The 15,238-nt window shown below is 63.2% G+C and carries 13 protein-coding genes and 2 pseudogenes; 7 read left to right on the top strand and 8 right to left on the bottom strand.

What is annotated here, in order from left to right:
• Window positions 1–657: 657 nt before the first annotated feature.
• Window positions 658–956: pseudogene (locus J7E82_RS14335) on the top strand (universal stress protein); the annotation flags it as partial.
• Between the two features lie 109 nt (window positions 957–1,065).
• Here J7E82_RS14335 and J7E82_RS14330 read toward each other — a convergent pair.
• The 3 genes from J7E82_RS14330 to J7E82_RS14320 all read right to left on the bottom strand — a co-directional run bounded on the left by J7E82_RS14330 (window position 1,066) and on the right by J7E82_RS14320 (window position 3,334).
• The gene (locus J7E82_RS14330) at window positions 1,066–1,452 is read right to left on the bottom strand and encodes a VOC family protein (RefSeq protein WP_214863762.1); all 387 of its coding nucleotides are present in this window, start codon (window positions 1,450–1,452) and stop codon (window positions 1,066–1,068) included.
• Window positions 1,453–1,764: 312 nt separating this feature from the next.
• Complete coding sequence (locus J7E82_RS14325; protein WP_308113843.1) at window positions 1,765–2,373, bottom strand: hypothetical protein; 609 nt, start codon at window positions 2,371–2,373, stop codon at window positions 1,765–1,767.
• 316 nt (window positions 2,374–2,689) lie between these two features.
• A complete protein-coding gene (locus J7E82_RS14320) occupies window positions 2,690–3,334 on the bottom strand; it encodes a PrpF domain-containing protein (protein ID WP_308113842.1) in 645 nt (214 codons plus the stop codon).
• 279 nt (window positions 3,335–3,613) lie between these two features.
• Here J7E82_RS14320 and J7E82_RS14315 point away from each other — a divergent pair, with 279 nt between their 5' ends.
• From J7E82_RS14315 to J7E82_RS14305, 3 genes are all read left to right on the top strand, one after another.
• Entirely contained in the window at window positions 3,614–4,528 is a 915-nt protein-coding gene (locus tag J7E82_RS14315) for a LysR family transcriptional regulator (protein ID WP_214863759.1), read from the top strand.
• A gap of 27 nt (window positions 4,529–4,555) precedes the next feature.
• Complete coding sequence (locus J7E82_RS14310; protein WP_251041907.1) at window positions 4,556–5,779, top strand: MFS transporter; 1,224 nt, start codon at window positions 4,556–4,558, stop codon at window positions 5,777–5,779.
• A gap of 939 nt (window positions 5,780–6,718) precedes the next feature.
• Window positions 6,719–7,267, top strand: coding sequence for a hypothetical protein (locus J7E82_RS14305; protein ID WP_214863757.1), 549 nt, complete (start codon window positions 6,719–6,721; stop codon window positions 7,265–7,267).
• A 242-nt stretch (window positions 7,268–7,509) separates the two neighbouring features.
• On the opposite strand, the pseudogene J7E82_RS21330 reads toward J7E82_RS14305, so the two are convergent.
• Window positions 7,510–8,499 (bottom strand): annotated as a pseudogene (locus J7E82_RS21330) (endonuclease/exonuclease/phosphatase family protein).
• 137 nt (window positions 8,500–8,636) lie between these two features.
• Complete coding sequence (locus J7E82_RS14285) at window positions 8,637–9,287, bottom strand: M15 family metallopeptidase (RefSeq protein WP_214863748.1); 651 nt, start codon at window positions 9,285–9,287, stop codon at window positions 8,637–8,639.
• An 87-nt stretch (window positions 9,288–9,374) separates the two neighbouring features.
• Between J7E82_RS14285 and J7E82_RS14280 the strand changes: the two genes are divergently transcribed.
• Genes J7E82_RS14280 through J7E82_RS21250 form a run of 3 tightly spaced genes read left to right on the top strand, consistent with a single transcriptional unit; the run spans window position 9,375 to window position 11,151 of the window.
• Window positions 9,375–10,070: a response regulator transcription factor gene (locus J7E82_RS14280; RefSeq protein ID WP_214863746.1), complete on the top strand. Its 696-nt coding sequence runs from the start codon at window positions 9,375–9,377 to the stop codon at window positions 10,068–10,070.
• A gap of 10 nt (window positions 10,071–10,080) precedes the next feature.
• Window positions 10,081–10,743 carry a HAMP domain-containing sensor histidine kinase gene (locus J7E82_RS21255; protein ID WP_308113841.1) on the top strand — a complete coding sequence of 221 codons (663 nt, stop codon included), beginning with the start codon at window positions 10,081–10,083 and terminating at the stop codon, window positions 10,741–10,743.
• Window positions 10,744–10,758: 15 nt separating this feature from the next.
• A complete protein-coding gene (locus J7E82_RS21250) occupies window positions 10,759–11,151 on the top strand; it encodes an ATP-binding protein (protein WP_308113844.1) in 393 nt (130 codons plus the stop codon).
• Between the two features lie 170 nt (window positions 11,152–11,321).
• Here the strand turns inward: J7E82_RS21250 and J7E82_RS14270 are convergent, their stop codons facing one another.
• The 3 genes from J7E82_RS14270 to J7E82_RS14260 form a co-directional block, all read right to left on the bottom strand.
• Window positions 11,322–12,017 carry a hypothetical protein gene (locus tag J7E82_RS14270; protein WP_214863744.1) on the bottom strand — a complete coding sequence of 232 codons (696 nt, stop codon included), beginning with the start codon at window positions 12,015–12,017 and terminating at the stop codon, window positions 11,322–11,324.
• A gap of 383 nt (window positions 12,018–12,400) precedes the next feature.
• On the bottom strand, window positions 12,401–13,927 hold the full coding sequence (locus tag J7E82_RS14265) for an alpha-N-arabinofuranosidase (RefSeq protein WP_214863742.1): 1,527 nt from the start codon (window positions 13,925–13,927) through the stop codon (window positions 12,401–12,403).
• A complete protein-coding gene (locus J7E82_RS14260; protein ID WP_214863740.1) occupies window positions 13,909–15,234 on the bottom strand; it encodes a family 1 glycosylhydrolase in 1,326 nt (441 codons plus the stop codon). Before J7E82_RS14260 ends, J7E82_RS14265 begins: the two co-directional genes overlap by 19 nt.
• Window positions 15,235–15,238 lie beyond the last annotated feature (4 nt).

Below are 15,238 nucleotides of genomic sequence, written 5' to 3'. Positions count from 1 at the left end.
CAAGCCCTAAACACCTACTGGTCACGCTCGGCCCCCGGTGGCGGTCACCACCTCGGACGTGCCGGAAGGGTCCGCCGGCAACGGGGAACGCCTTCCTCTACGACACCGAGCGGTGCGGCCCTCAGGCCGGTCGGGGAAATCGTGCTGCCGCCTATTGACGGTCCACAGCACCAGTTCGCCCGCCCCCATACACCGCCAGCTTCACCTGGTCAGGCGTTGAATTCACCCTCGCCTACCTGCACGTCCTGTGGGGCAAGATTCCGGGCGAACGGCTGCCCGAGAGCACCTCCTTCGCCGAATGGATGCGGGCCCGGGCGGCACGGCAAGCAGTGGATCTAATTCGCGTTGTCTGCGTCCTCAGGTACCGGCCTGCGCCCTTTTATGGGAAAGCCCTGGTGGCGTGATGGCTTCCTGGCCGGGTGAGCTGTCGCCGTTGCCAACGCGATCGGTGCAGTCTTGGCAGAACCAATGGTCTGTTTCTTCTCCGCAGCATCGGCAACGGTGGATAAGAGCTGCAGATTCCCCAATACAAGCAGTCATGAGGCCCATGTTCCCCCGAATAGGCATATGGCGGAACAGTGCTGGGTACTCGTCTTTTTGGAGGCGCAGTGACATGACTACTTGGTCTACTCGAAATGTAGTGCGACATGACACCTTGCCCGTGAAGGCGCGTTGGTGGACAAGTCCGTGGCGCCTTCCGATGTCTTGGAGCAGGCTGCACAGCGCGCCGCGGACGCCGGCGTGAACGCAAAAGTTATCCAGCCGCCGTACCAGCACGACCTCGCCGTCGAGTTCCTCGAAGTCGCCCGTGAACTAGATGCCTCCCTGATCGTCATCGGGCTGCGACACCGAACCCAGGCGGCAAATTCATCCTCGGCAGCCGCGCCCAGCGCATCCTGATGCAGGCGGACCGGCCGGTCCTGGCCGTCAAAGCCAACGGCGGTGACCACTTCTAGTCGGCGCGCAACTTCCGACTACGCCTCCCAAAGCATCTCAAGCCAACAAACGTCGCAAACGGCTTCTTCCCGGCGGTAGCAGCATGATCTGGACTGAGCGTCTGGGACTTCATGCAGCACCCGATCCGTATGGACGCGTGATCGCCTCGAGGAAATGCCCGTCAGGATCCGCGAAGTAGACGCCGCGTCCGCCGTCGTTGTGGTTGATCTGCTGTGGGCGGGACCGTCCCGGGTCCGCCCAGTAGGGGATGCCCTGGGCCTGGATCCTTGCGAAGATTCCGTCAAAGTCCTCCTCGCTGACCAGGAAGGCGTAGTGCTGTGAGGAGATGGGCCGGTCCGCCGTGGCGAAATCGAGGGTCACTCCGTGGTCGAGGGGCACGGTCATGAAGGACCACATGGGTCGGGGTTCTGGCAGTCCGAGCACGTTGGCCAGGAACTCTGCCGAACGGCGCTTGTCGGTTGCATAGACGATGGTGTGGTTGAATGCGACCGTCATGGTGACCTCCTCGGGTGTTTTGTCTGCCACCATCTACGTCCAGCGGTCTTCAGATTTCAAGAGTGCCCGCTACGTCCCTGGAACCTTCATGGGTCAGCGTCACAACTTAACCGTACCGCTCGGGGCGTTCGACCGATCGGCCAGTGCCCCTGCCGGCGACTCGCGCTGCTAGATGATGCCGCCGACCAACTGCTCATTGACCGGCTGACACCCGATGACGGCTTCCGAGGGGGCGATGTCGGCCTTCCATTCGTCGTGCCGGGGACGGCACGGACGGGAAGCGCAAGAACCGCGACTAGCGCGAAGGTTTGGTCAGGCCTGGTCGAGCGGCAGCACCAGCATGTAGCCGGTCGGCAGATCGCTGCTCCAGCGTCGCGGCTCGCGGACGACGAACTGCGTCGCCAACTGCTCGGGAGTGAGCAGGCTGTTGGGCGCAGGGGACGGGCCCCATTGCTCGCCGCCGTACGGGTAGAGCGGATCTTGGACGCGGATGCCGGTGACCGAGAACTCCGGGAACTGGTCGGGATCGCCGAATGACTCGAAGCCGCTCATCACAGATACGTGGCGACCGCGCCACAGGACCAGCCCGACTGGCCGGTCCGTGTCGGCGATGGCGCGCGCAGCGGTCTGCAGCGCTTCCTCGTAGTCAGCGATGCTGACGACGGCGTACGGCCCCATTCGGACCTCGTTCAGCACTTGCGCCCAACCCAAGGGATTGGCGCCGTTGAACGAGTTGGACGACCGTGCCCGGGCCATCTCCCACAGCTCGCCCTGCTGAACGCGATCGGCCCAGGTGCCGGCCCTTGTGTCGTCGATGAGGTTGTGCATGATCTGGATGCTCGCCGCCACACACCAGTCAAAGGTGTATTGCGGCACGAAGTCCCCCTCCTGGTAGAGGTTGAGGGCGAACGCCTGGGGCACCGGGGTCGGCGTGGGAACCGATGTCGGGGTGGGGGACGGGGTCCGGTGAGGAGCGGGGACGTCATCGCGTGCGGCTGGCGGGGCCGAGGAGGTCTGGATCGGTCGATCGGTGGCGACCTCATCGAGTCTGATCGCGGGCGCACAGGCCGACAGGAGGGTCGCTAGGATGACGAACCAAGCCAGAAGACGGAGCGGAGCACCGATCATGACTGATCCAGTTTATCGCGATGCGGCGGGAATGTGTCGTGCAGGGGATGGCAACATGAGCCTTAAGGCCACCAGCGACCTGTGGTGGAAGACCCCGCTCATCTGCTGCCTAAGACACATCAGCCCGTCGCTCGATTTCCGCTGCGATCTCATGGCCGGTCAGGCCTACGGCTTCAGCTTCCAGGACGACCACGGGAGCGCCGGCGTCGATAAGAGTCGCCGCCACCTGGCGTCCGTCGAAGGTCAACTTGTCCACCGGCTCGCCGGTGGGGAAGAGCTTGCCCGTCGTCCTTCCGGCGGGGTCAAAGAAGCCCATACCTACCGGCATTCCCGGGAACGGAACGCCCGGGATCATCTGCGTTCCGGAATATTGGTTCGTGTTCGTGTTCAGGGCCCTGACGGCTGTACTGTCCTGGCCGGCGTTTACCCAGCCACGCTGGATGGCGTAGGGGGCGACGACAGCAGAGCAGTTGCCGCAGTTGCTGCCCCAGTCCACCCGCTGTTCCTCGATGCCGACCTGGGCGAAGGTGTAGTCGACATCGGCGTCCTCAGCGATGGAGCGGGAAAGAATCACAGCCTTGCTAGTGGTGGACGTCCCGCCGCCTACACCATCGATCTGGCGGTTATCGGGGCTTCCGAAGAGACGCAAAAGGACCTCATCGACGCTCTTCCCCGGAACCTGCAGGCTGTCCCATTCGAAGACCCAGCACTTGCTGGTTCCTCCGCGCATCCACGTAGCAGGAATCTTTAACACGATCGCTTTCAACACCTTTCCAAAAGCCCTTCCTTGGGCCCTCAGACCTTCTTGGCCTACCTCAGTGTCGTGCCAGCCCTGGATGAATTACCAGCGGGCAAAAAATGCAGTTGTATGCACGTTTACTTCATTCTCTCGGGAGTTTTGGCGCTTTTGGCCAATGTTTCTGGGATGTTAGAGTGCGGGGAGTGCCGAAAAATGGCTTTCGAAGCGCCGTACATGAAGACTATGTATAGAATCCTGTTGGGGGTTTAACTTGATCTTCAAGGAGGAGTATCCGTGCTGAACGTCAAAAGACTGGAACTTCTGCTGGACGTCGTCGAACTTGGTTCGATTACTGCCGCCGCCGAGAAGCACATTTACTCGCCATCGGGTGTTTCGCAGCAGCTGCGCCGACTCGAAGCGGAAGTCGGGCAGCCGCTGCTTCAGCGGCAGGCCCGGGGCATGGTGCCAACCGACGCCGGCCATGTCCTCACGGCGCACACACGCAGAATCCTGCGCCAGATGGCGGCGGCCGAGGCGGATCTGGCCGAAATCGCAGGGCTAAACCGAGGAAGCCTCACCATGGGGACCTTTCCGACCCTGGGCGGTTCTTTTCTGCCGCTCGTCATCAGCAGATTTAAGAAGCAGTACCCCGCGATCGAGCTGCATGTACGCAGTAGTCGCTTTGATGACCTGATTGAGATGCTCGAAAACGGCCAAGTGGGGATGTCTCTCCTCTGGGATTACGAATGGAACCGGCTTAATCCGGAGAACTTCGCACTCACCACCGTCTTCGAGGATGCCACGGCCCTGATCGTGGGCAAGGACCACAGGCTCGCCCGCCGCAAGCAGGTGGACATGGGCGATCTGGCCAAGGAGGAATGGATCGTCCGCGAAGAAGAACACCCCGTGGTCGAAGTGCTTCACAGGAGTGCACAGGCCGCAGGATTCTCGCCCCGGATAGCGTTTCACGCCAACGATTACCAGGAAGCCCAGGCCATGGTCAGCGTAGGCCTGGGCATAGCCCTTGCCCCGCGAACGGCCGTGGTGAACAAACATCCTGGTGTCAGCATCGTGTCCCTGGGTGCCAGCGCCCCGTCCCGCAGGATTCTACTGGCACACCGGCACGACAGGGTCCGGGCCCCGGCGGAAGTGGCGTTCCAGTCAACCCTGTTGGATGTAGCAAGAGATAACAGCGCCGACTTCCGATGACAGGAGGGCAACAACGACGGAGGACACTTGAGTAACAACCGGCCGCAGTCACGCACATGGCTATGGATGCTGATCGCGTCCGCCGTCCTGTGCCAGATCGCCCTGAATCTTGCGCGGCCGCTGATTTCCTACAAAGTCCTGGCGCTGGGCGGCGACTCTGTTACTGTCGGCCTGACATCGGCGTCGTACGCGCTGGTGCCGGTGGCCGCAGCTCTATGGCTGGGCAGGGTATCGGATAGGCGCAGTTCCCTTCGGGGGATTGTGGCTGTGGGAACGCTGCTCCTGGCCGCCGGGCCCTTCGTGCTCTCGGTATCTCCGTCCCTTCTTCTCGTCACCGTTGCCAGTGCATTGCTCGGCATGGGCCACCTGTGCTTCACCATCGCGGGACAGTCCGCCATCGCCAGATTCGTACCCCTCAAAAACATGGACGCCGCCTTCGGGTGGTTCACCGCTTCCTTCGCCGTGGGACAAATGGTGGGCCCTCTCCTGGCCGGCCTCGCCATGGGCTCCGCTCAAGGAGTTCCTGCCGGGGAGCGTCTCTCGGACGCCAATACGGCACTCCTCATCGCCGGAATCATTTCGGTGCTCGCCGTTCCGTTCGCGTTCGGGACCGCAGTGAAGCAGGCACCCGCCGACACGAAGGGCGCGGCGTCGCCATCCCGACCGGACAGTGTGGCCGCGCTGCTGCGTTACCCGGCAGTGCGGACCAATATGGTGGCAAGCCTGGCCCTCCTGGCCACCACGGACATCCTGGTGGCGTTCCTCCCGCTCCTAGGAGAAGACAAAGGCGTGCCCCCGGTCATAGTGGGCATCCTGCTAGCCACGCGTGCAGCCGCATCCATCGCATCCCGCCTGCTCCTGCCAGTTCTCCTCGCCCGTTGGACCCGACCAGGTCTCGTCATAGCCAGCCTTGCTGGTGCAGGAACTGCCCTTGCCATGTTGCCGTGGCTTTTTCACCTTCCGTGGATTGCGGCGAGCCTGCTTGCCATAGGAGGCTTCTTTCTGGGCCTGGGCCAGCCGATCACTATGACGCTCGTTACGCAGGCTGTTCCGCCCGCTTCCAGGGGAGCGGCACTTGCCCTCCGCCTGCTTGGGAACCGTCTGGGCCAGGTGAGCCTGCCGGCCGCGGCCGGACTGCTGGCCGCACCGGTCGGCCCCAGCGGAGCGCTCTGGATGTCATGCGCCGTGCTCGCCGCAGCGTGCATGCGAAGGCCGGGAAACACCCCGGGGACGCGTTTTCCCCCAAGCTAGGGGCCTTTTAGGGGGCCTCTGGCCGGCGTCGTTGGCGTACAGGAAGGCCCGCGAAACCGCAAGGCACGGAAACACCTGCTGGCCAGGCTGGGACCCCATTGGTGTCACCCCCTCGGATGTGACCGAATGGTCCGCAAGGCCAGCTTCTTTGCGGGCTGCTCCCCGTGTGATGACATGCACCCGGCCGTTTTCAATCACGACAGTCGGGCCAGATTTGGGGGCCCGTGTCTTGAATGCCGTTGCCGAGAGGATCGGGCAGGCGTTCAGTGGCGGATGGCGTCCACCACCCTGTAGCCGGGTAACTGACTCCGCTGGGCACTTTGACCTGTGAGCTTCCGCTGGGGCACCCGCCAAGGGACCGGGTGGCTGCTATGCGCTTCATGGCTCCTCCTGCACTCTGCTGGGTTAACCATGCCGCCGTTGGATCAAGGGAGCCCGTGGTTTTCCATAGGTTCGGCGAAGTCTTTGGATAGGAAAGGGCAAGTATCCGGGATAGGGCGCCGGTGGGGTTGGGACTCCGGTTCGATTCGAAAGCCTGTGGTCTGGAAGTAGCCGAGGGAGGAGCGCCGTCGTCAGCGCAGCCGAACTGAGTGCCTGAGGTTTGGCTCGCGCCGATGGGAGGTTCAATTCTGAGGAAAGAAGGCGTCGGCAACCCCAAGTGGTTGTCGACGCCTTTGCCTTCAACAGCATGGGCGGCGTGAAGAGCCGGCCGATCGCCTTGTCCAGCTCGGGTTCAGCACCGTTATCAGGCATAACGAACGGGCAATAAGCCGATTACAAACCTGCAAAAACGGCTCGGATTGGGCCGCTTTAATCACGCTCCCGTGACTCGTTTCGGCCCTCATTAACGGTTGTGCGCCGAAGCGGAAACAAGCCTCCTCTATGCGTTTTTATGCTCCTAGCCTTGAGGTATCCAACTACTCAAGGAGGTGGCCCAAAGTGAAAAGACTTCACGTGTGGCTGATTGCAATACTTATGGCCACAGGGCTTGGTCTCGTCGCCCCGGGCCCGGCCTCGGCAACAACGTCCTATTGCGGACTCGTATGGGGTTCACTGGCCGAATCCCGGGACGGCTTCACAGAGGCACAAGTGGTGAACGTCCGGACGGGGCGGCACACCTGCTTTGACCGCATGGTTATCGACCTCAACGGCAAGGTGGCCGGCTACCATGTCCGTTACGTCGACAACGTTACACAACCTGGATCAGGTCACACGGTTCCAGTCAGGGGAGGCGCCCGCCTTCAAGTAACTGTGAATGCGCCGTCCTATGACGCCAACGGCAACTCCACCTACAACCCTGCCAACCCGAACGAGCTAAGCAACGTGACCGGTTACCAGACGTTCCGGCAAGTTGTATCCGCCGGCAGCTACGAGGGCTACTCAGACTTCGGTTTGGGTGTGCGCGCACGATTGCCGTTCCGGGTACTCACCCTCGACGGCCCCGGGGTCGGCTCACGATTGGTAGTGGATGTGGCCCACTTCTGGTGATAGAGACCGTACTGGGAACCTTCGAGCCCATGAACCCATGAACCCAAGACCCCAACAGCCCTGGAACCCAAGGAACTGGGAAGCCGGGACCCTGAAAGCATAGAAACTCCCCAAAGCTTGAAGAGCGAAAAGCCCTGATCCAGTGAACCCGGACCAGGGCTTTTCTCTGTTCTCCCACCTTACGCGGCAGTGCGCCTACGGTTGCGCGGCCATCCGCCGGCTACTCGGGACAACAAGAGTGGTCACCAGCTGATTCCGGCCGCCACGGGCAGGTGGTCGCTGCTCGGTGGCCGGTAGCACCCACGAACTCTTCGGCTCCACGCCGCGGACCAGGATTTGGTCGATCCGCACGACCGGGAACTTCGCCGGCCAACTGAAGCCGAAGCCGTCTCCGGCCGCGTCCTGGACGGAGCGCATCTGCGAGGTGATGCCGGCGAACGCGCGGTCATCCATGCTGCCGTTCAAGTCGCCGAGCAGCACAACCCGATCCTTCCGCTCGGCGGCGATGGCCTCGCCGAGCGCCTGCGCGCCGTTGTCCCGCTCTGCCGTCCAAAAGCCGTTCCTGAGAAACACCCGTACTGACCCCAGGTGGGCCACATAAACCGCCAGCGGCCCCTGGCCGGTGGCCACCGTGGTGCGCAGCGCCCGGGTCGAGTCCATCGTGACGGAGACCGACCCGGTGTCCGCCAGCGGCCCCTGGTCCCTGGCCAACCCGACGTCGACCGGCTGAGTGTCCGAAGAGGCAGTTGGCTCCACAGCCCTACCGTGCCCTGCACCGCGTGGTAAGGGTACGCCTTCGCCAACTCCTCCTCGTACGTGCCCAGGGCCTGCGGGGTCAGCTCCACCAGTGCCAGCACGTCAGCACCGGCGGCGGCCAGGCCGCGGGCGGTGCCGACCGGGTCGGGATTTTCGGCGCCGACGTTGTGCTCGACCACGGTGAGGTCCCCGCCCGGGTGGGACTTGTCGCCGAGCAGGCCGCCGAAGAGGTTCAGCCACACCATGATCGGCAACAGCAGCGCCACCACCGCGGAGGCAGAGCGACGCCATAGCGCCCCGGCCAGCAGCACGGGGATGAACAGGCCGAACCACGGCAGGAAGGTCTCCACCAGGCTGCCGAGGCCGCCGCGGTCCATGATTCAGGCGTGCAGCAGCAGGATCAGGCCGAGCAGCAGCGCCAGCGCCGCGAGCACCGGGCCGCGCGTCCAGGGGCCCGGTCGGGAGGCGTCGCGTATCGCCTGGGTGATGCACGCGGGCCGGGTCCCGGCGCCGGTGTCCCGGTGGCCTGCGCCGGTGTCCCGGTGGCCGGCGCCGCGCTGCCCGGTCTCCGCCGTGTCTAGCTGGGTCATCGTCTTTCCTTGCTCGCTGCCGGTCACGGTTGCATCCTCGGGTCCTGGGTGGGGTCGGCATACATACGCGGGCAGCCGTGAGTGATCGCTTCGGGGCGTAGTTCGTAGTGCCAGGCTTCGTTGCCGTAGATCTGGCACAGCCAGTACTGGGCGCCGTGTTCGGACAGCCACGCCGTCGCGTCGGAGTGCCCGACGTCGATCGCGTCCCCTGACACGTGAGGAGACGTCGCGGCGGTGGCTACCCAACGGGCAGCCTCGTCTTCGGACCCGTACTCGGAGACCGCCTCGTGGAGAAGATGATTTTGGTAGTCCGGGGAACGCCAGCCGCTGTAGACGTAGAACTCGACCCGGTCGTCCGGGGCATCCATTGCAGCCTGGCGGAGGGCCGTGAGTAGATTTGGATCGAGGTTGGCCACAGCCGGAACCGCGTCATCGAAGACGGTCACGCCGTCCGGGACGACACCGTCAGCCTCCCCAAGTGCACCATGGTGCGCCCGATCAAGAGAATCCAAGGCGAATGGGGCCGAGGAGGAGGGCGACGGCGCGGAGGACGAGGATTTCAGCAACGGGTAGATGAGGGTTGCTGTGATCGCTGTTATGACTATCAGGCCGATGACAAGGAGCCGGTGAATCCGGCGGGTCGTTGTTCGTGCTGATAGTGGGGTTTGAGGCATGCTGCCAGTTAAGGCGGCGTGGTGTTGCAAGAGCGTATGCGGTTTTCGATACGCCGACGATATGCGCCAGCTCGTAGCATCGATAGTATGCGTGTGTTGATTGTTGAGGACGAACCCTATATCGCAGAAGCCATCCGCGATGGCCTACGCCTGGAAGCGATCGCGGCCGACACCGCGGGTGACGGCGACAGCGCTCTGGAACTGCTGCGCATCAACGCCTACGACATCGCCGTCCTCGAGCGCGATGTCCCCGGACCTTCCGGTGACGAGATCGCCAAACGCATCGTCGCCTCCGGTAGCGGTTTGCCTATTCTCATGCTCACTGCGGCCGACCGTCTGGACGACAAGGCCTCCGGGTTCGAACTCGGCGCCGATGACTACCTCACTAAACCTTTCGAACTCCAAGAACTCGTACTCAGGCTCAGAGCACTCGACCGCAGACGTGCCCACAACAGGCCTCCCGTGCGAGAGATCGCAGGTCTGCGGCTGGACCCGTTCCGCAGAGAGGTCTACCGGGACGGCCGCTGCGTCGCGCTGACCAGGAAGCAGTTCGCAGTGTTCGAAGTCCTCGTCGCCGTCGAAGGCGGGCTCGTCAGCGCTGAGGAACTCCTGGAACGCGCGTGGGATGAGAACGCCGATCCGTTCACCAACGCCGTGCGCATCACCATCTCGGCACTGCGCAAGCGTCTCGGCGAACCCTGGATCATCGCCACCGTGGCTGGCGTCGGCTACTGCATCGACACAGGAGCAGACGCCGGAGTCGGGGGAGGCGACGGTGGATAGAGCGCCTGGGTTGAGCGTTCGCTTCAAACTCACCCTCAGCTACGCCGGGTTCCTGATGCTCGCAGGTGCCCTGTTCTTCGCCCTCGTGTGGGTGTTGGTCCTGCGATACCAGCCCGAGGTGGGAAACAGCCCCTCGGGGGTGCTGGTCCGCTCCGACCTTCTGCGCTCTGTCGCTACCTCGGCGGCCGCAGTGATGGCGTTCCTGCTGGTATTCGGTCTGCTGGGAGGATGGATTCTCGCCGGCCGCATGCTCGCCCCGCTGGTACGCATCACGGACGCCACCCGGATGGCCGCAAACGGATCGCTCTCCCAGCGGATCCAGTTGGAAGGCCGTAAAGACGAGTTCCGCGAACTCGCCGACGCCTTCGATACGATGCTCGCACGGCTCGAGGCGCACGTCGCAGAACAACAGAGATTCGCAGCGAACGCCTCGCACGAACTGCGCACCCCACTGGCGATCACGCAGACACTTCTCGACGTTGCCCGCAAGGACCCGAACAGAGACACCGGAGAACTCATCAAACGCCTCCACACCGTCAACACCCGAGCGATCGACCTCACCGAAGCATTGCTCCTGCTCAGCCGCGCCGACCAACGGTCCTTCACCCGGGAACACGTCGACCTGTCCCTCATCGCCGAAGAAGCCACCGAAACACTCCTCCCCCTGGCCTAAAAGCTTGGCGTCGCCATCAAGACCCGCAGTGACATCGCCCCTACGATCGGATCGCAAGCGCTCCTGCTGCAGCTGACCACCAACCTCGTGCACAACGCGATCGTCCACAACCTGCCTGAACAGGGCACCGTGTGGGTCAATACCAGTGTCCGCCCCAAGACTGCGGTGCTCACTGTCGAAAACACCGGCGAGAAGCTCACACCAGAGCTGGCCGCGATGCTCACCGAACCATTCCAGCGCGGTACCGAGCGCGTACACACCGACACCGCAGGCGTCGGCCTCGGCCTGGCAATCGTCAAAACCATCACTCACGCACACGACGGAACACTCACCCTCACCCCGCGCTCTGCTGGCGGGATCAACATCACTGTGGAACTACCCGCTCTTGCCCTGCACACTGATACGTGATGGATCAGGGAATCGAGATGGAGGTGACGTTTGAGGGTTCCGGAGGGCGAAGCCGTGCTTGCGCGACAGCCTGGGTCAGGGGGAGCACGCCGGACCGAGGGTGTGCCCGCCAGCCTTCTGCCGCCCAGGGCGATCATCCTAAGACGTCGACGCTGATAGTTCGCGTTTGACTAGCCCGCACTCTGGCTGATGCCGAGCCGGCTCATCAGGTCAACCAGTTTGGCGGAGACCTGGGCTGGGTCGTTGAGCAGATGAAGGTGTTGGCCTGGCAGGGTGCTGACCGGCCAGTGTCGCCGTTCGGCCTCGTCCCGTTCGCGGCCGTAGGTGTCACCGAAGGCCAGATACGCTCCTGGACGCTCGTCCCAGCCTGCCGGGACCGGCAGCGATCCCTCGAAGTAGGACAGGGGCAGCCGATGCTGCTCTCGCTCGACTCGTGCGCGCGTATCGGTGTCAGGGAACAATGCTGCCGTTTCCGCCTCGTCCCACCAGTTGCTCCACATAGGGAGCAGGCCCTTGCCGTCCGCCTTGTCGCGCAGGAGGTCGAGAAACGCTGGTGGAGCAAGCGGGACGCGACCGCGTGCTGGCGGGAGGTCGGCGTCGACGAAGATGGCGGCGACCACTGGCCGATGCTGCATCAGTGCAGGAACGTACGCGCCGGCGTTGCTGTGCGGTACCAGGACAAGGTTCCGATCTGTCGGCAGCGCGGCGAGGAAGGCGTCGAGAACATCTTGTCCTGTGCCCAGCCGCGTCGGAGCAGCGCATGTCACAGTCTGCCAGCCATTGTCGGTAAGGACGTCGGCCACTGGCTGCCACACGGCCGGACCAAGCAGCGGGCTCGGAAGCAGAGCTAACGACGGGGCGGTCACATGACCTGTGTAGCACAGCCTGCAGTGCTTCCGCAGCCGAAAGTCCCGCATGCCGATCCCTCAAGACAACACGTTCATCCGCTGGAGCCGGCACCTCGACTCGCCGGAAGCATGCCGGGGAATACGATCAGGACCAGCAGGATCGTGCTCTCCTGGCGGCGTTCCGACGGCGGTCAGCGACGGCCCCAGCGGGTGACCGCCGTCCGACCCTGGTCAGAGCAAGAGAAAGCCACCTGTCCGGTGGTTCCGGACAGGGCCGTTCCCTTTTGTCGCTATTGGATGCCTTCGCGTACCAGCTTCCGTTGCTGGCAGGTGAAGCCCGCCGGCGGTGTACTGCTGGGCGACCGCGCCGTTGACCACTGAACCGGCAGCAATTTTCAGAGCTACGGGCGTGGTGTTGTTTCCAGGAGCACAGCCGCCCAAGCGACAGGCGGCAACGTGACCGTGATCGAGCCTTTGTGCTCCTCGAGGGATTCCAAGGGTTGTAGCCGGACCCGGTCACGCTGGCTCAGGGTGTTGCTGGCGTACACGTCGGGGTCTGTGAGGGTCCGGGCGTCCACGATCCGCACCTCGCCGAGGTGGCCGGTGTCGATGGTGATGGTGGAAGGCTGGTCCGTGCTGCGGTTGACGAGGAACACCGACGCCGTCCCGTCCTCGGGATTGTAGGTCGCGGCCGCGTCGACTGTCCGAACCGTGCCGTGGGCAGAAGTGTCGTAGGTGTCGCTTTCGATTCCTGTGTCCAATGCGAGACCGTGGGCATTGTTTGAGGTCAGCGCGAACGGGAAGAACGTGGTCTGTTTCCAGGAAGGTCCGCCAGGTTCGGTCATGATGGGAGCGATGACGTTGACGAGCTGTGCCAGGGATGCCGAGGTGACCCGGTCCGCGTGGTTGAGCAGCGAGATCAGGAGGTTCCCGACGACGACGGCGTCAACGACGGTGTAGGTGTCTTCCAACAGGCGCGGGGCGATAGGCCAATTGTCGATTCCGGTGATCTTGTCGACCTTTTCGAAGCGTTCGTTGTACCAGACGTTCCATTCATCGAAGGAAATGTTCAGGGTTTTGTTGCTGCCCCTGACTGCTCTGATGTGGTCGGCGGTTGCGGTGACGGAATCGATGAAGCGGTCCATATTGGCTGCCGAAGCAAGGAAGCTGCCAAGGTCCCCGTCCTTAATTTCGTAGTAGGCGTGGCAGGAGATGTAGTCGACGTCGTCGTAGGTGTGCCCGAGCACCACGCGTTCCCATTCACCGAAGGTGGGCATGTCGGCACTGGAGGAGCCGCAGGCCACCAGCTCGATGGAGGGGTCAAGCTGGCGCATGGCTTTCGCCGTTTGGGAGGCGAGCTTGCCGTAGTCGTCAGCGCTGCGGTGGCCGATCTGCCAGGGTCCGTCCATTTCGTTGCCCAGGCACCACATTTTGATGTCGAAGGGCTTGTCCCGCCTGTTCAACGCACGTTCTTGGGCAAGGGCCGTTCCAAACGGAAGGTTGCAGTATTCAAGCAGTTCCAGGGCTTCCTGGGTTCCGCGGGTTCCAAGGTTCACGGCAAGCATGAGTTCGCCGCCGACTTCCTCAAGCCAGGATGCGAATTCGTGGAGTCCGACTTCGTTGGTTTCGGTGGAGTGCCACGCGAGGTCGAGTCGTTTGGGGCGATGTTCCACAGGGCCCACGCTGTCTTCCCATTTGAAGCCTGAAACGAAGTTGCCGCCGGGGTAACGGACAGTGCTGATTCCAAGTTCCTTGATGAGTTCCTTGACATCGTTGCGGAATCCGGCGGCGTCTGCGTCTTCGTGGCCTGGTTCATAGATTCCGTCATAGACGCAGCGTCCGAGGTGCTCCACGAAGGAGCCAAACATCCTGCGGTTGATGGGCCCGATGCGTCGCCGGGGGTCGAGGGTCAGACGTGCAGTTGCCACGGGCTTCCTTCTTGGTCTGGGGTATAGGCGGGTGCTTGGTTCACTGCAGCCGAGAGGCCGGGAATGCTGGCGGTGGCGTGGTGCAGGTACCTGTTAGCTGCGGGGTTCTTGACCCGGTGGAGAGTGCCGATTTCGTCCGGGACGAGGTCCCACAGGCCCATGGTCAGCCGGTAGTTCTCCAGGGGGTCAGTGCCGTAACGGTAGGTCCATTCGTACATGTCGGTGACAGGCCACCATGTGTAGCCAACAATGTTCTGCCCATCAGCCCGCAGCCGCTTGACGCAATCGACTGAGGCGTCCAGCCATGCGATGCGCCGCTCCACAGATCCCGTGAGGCAGGTCTCGGTGAGCGCTACAGGAGCTCCATAGCGCTCTGCGTAGGTGGTCAGGACGTCCGCCAGACCTCCCGTCCAGTCGTTGCGGAGGGCGCGGGGATCGGTGATGTCGCCACGAACAGGTCTGCCGCTTTCAAGGAGCTCCGTGGAGTGAAGGGGGTAGTAGTTCACCCCCATGACATCGGGCTTCACGACGTTGTCATGGTGCCAGGTCAGGTCATGATCGGTCATGCCATGCAGGGCGAGCCAGGGGGCGAGCTCGTGGGCGGCGTCCACCTTGCCGGTGACCAGATCCTCCACAAGGTAGGAGCGGGCCTTCAGATGACGGATTTCTTCGGCATGTTCGTCTGTGGGGGAGTCACTGACAAAGCGGAAGCCGGCGTCCACGTGGGTGAAGATGGCACGGTCGCCCAGGACCTCGGCGATGTTCTGTTGAGCCAGCACGAATCCTTTGGACAGGTTCCGTACCAGCGCCACCAGTCCGTCGTCGCCCGAGAGATAGGGGGGCCAGTGGGCGAACTTGCCTGAAAACAGTGTGTGGATCATCGGCTCGTTGACCGGAGTGTAGTCGACCACCGTGTCCGCGTACCTGGCCGCGACGCGGGCTGAGTAGTCAGCGACGCGTTCGGGGTAGCTGGAGTTCAGGAACTGGTTATCCAGCCAGGTGGGGGTGCCGTAGTGCATGAGGTCCACCAGCGGGCGGAGCTGTAGTTCGCTGAACCGGTCCATGACCTTGTCCAGCCAGTCCCATTTCCATACTCCTGGCTCGGGGTTGATCCGGTACCAGGGGACGCCCCAGCGGAGGAATTCTCCGCCGGCCTCCTTGGCAAGTCCCAGGTCCTGGTGCCAGAACCTGTAGTGCTGAGTCAGTTCGTATTCGTCCAGGGAGCGCTCTCCGGCGCGTTCCTGGGGAATGAAGGTGTCTTCAATGCCGAGGCCAAAATGCAGGCGTCCGTCTTCATACCAGTTCAATCTT

Source organism: Arthrobacter sp. ISL-30 (genome assembly GCF_018613855.1).
Lineage (GTDB): Bacteria > Actinomycetota > Actinomycetes > Actinomycetales > Micrococcaceae > Arthrobacter.
Note: the sequence above shows the minus strand (reverse complement) of the source record. Positions and strands in the feature narration are given on the sequence as shown.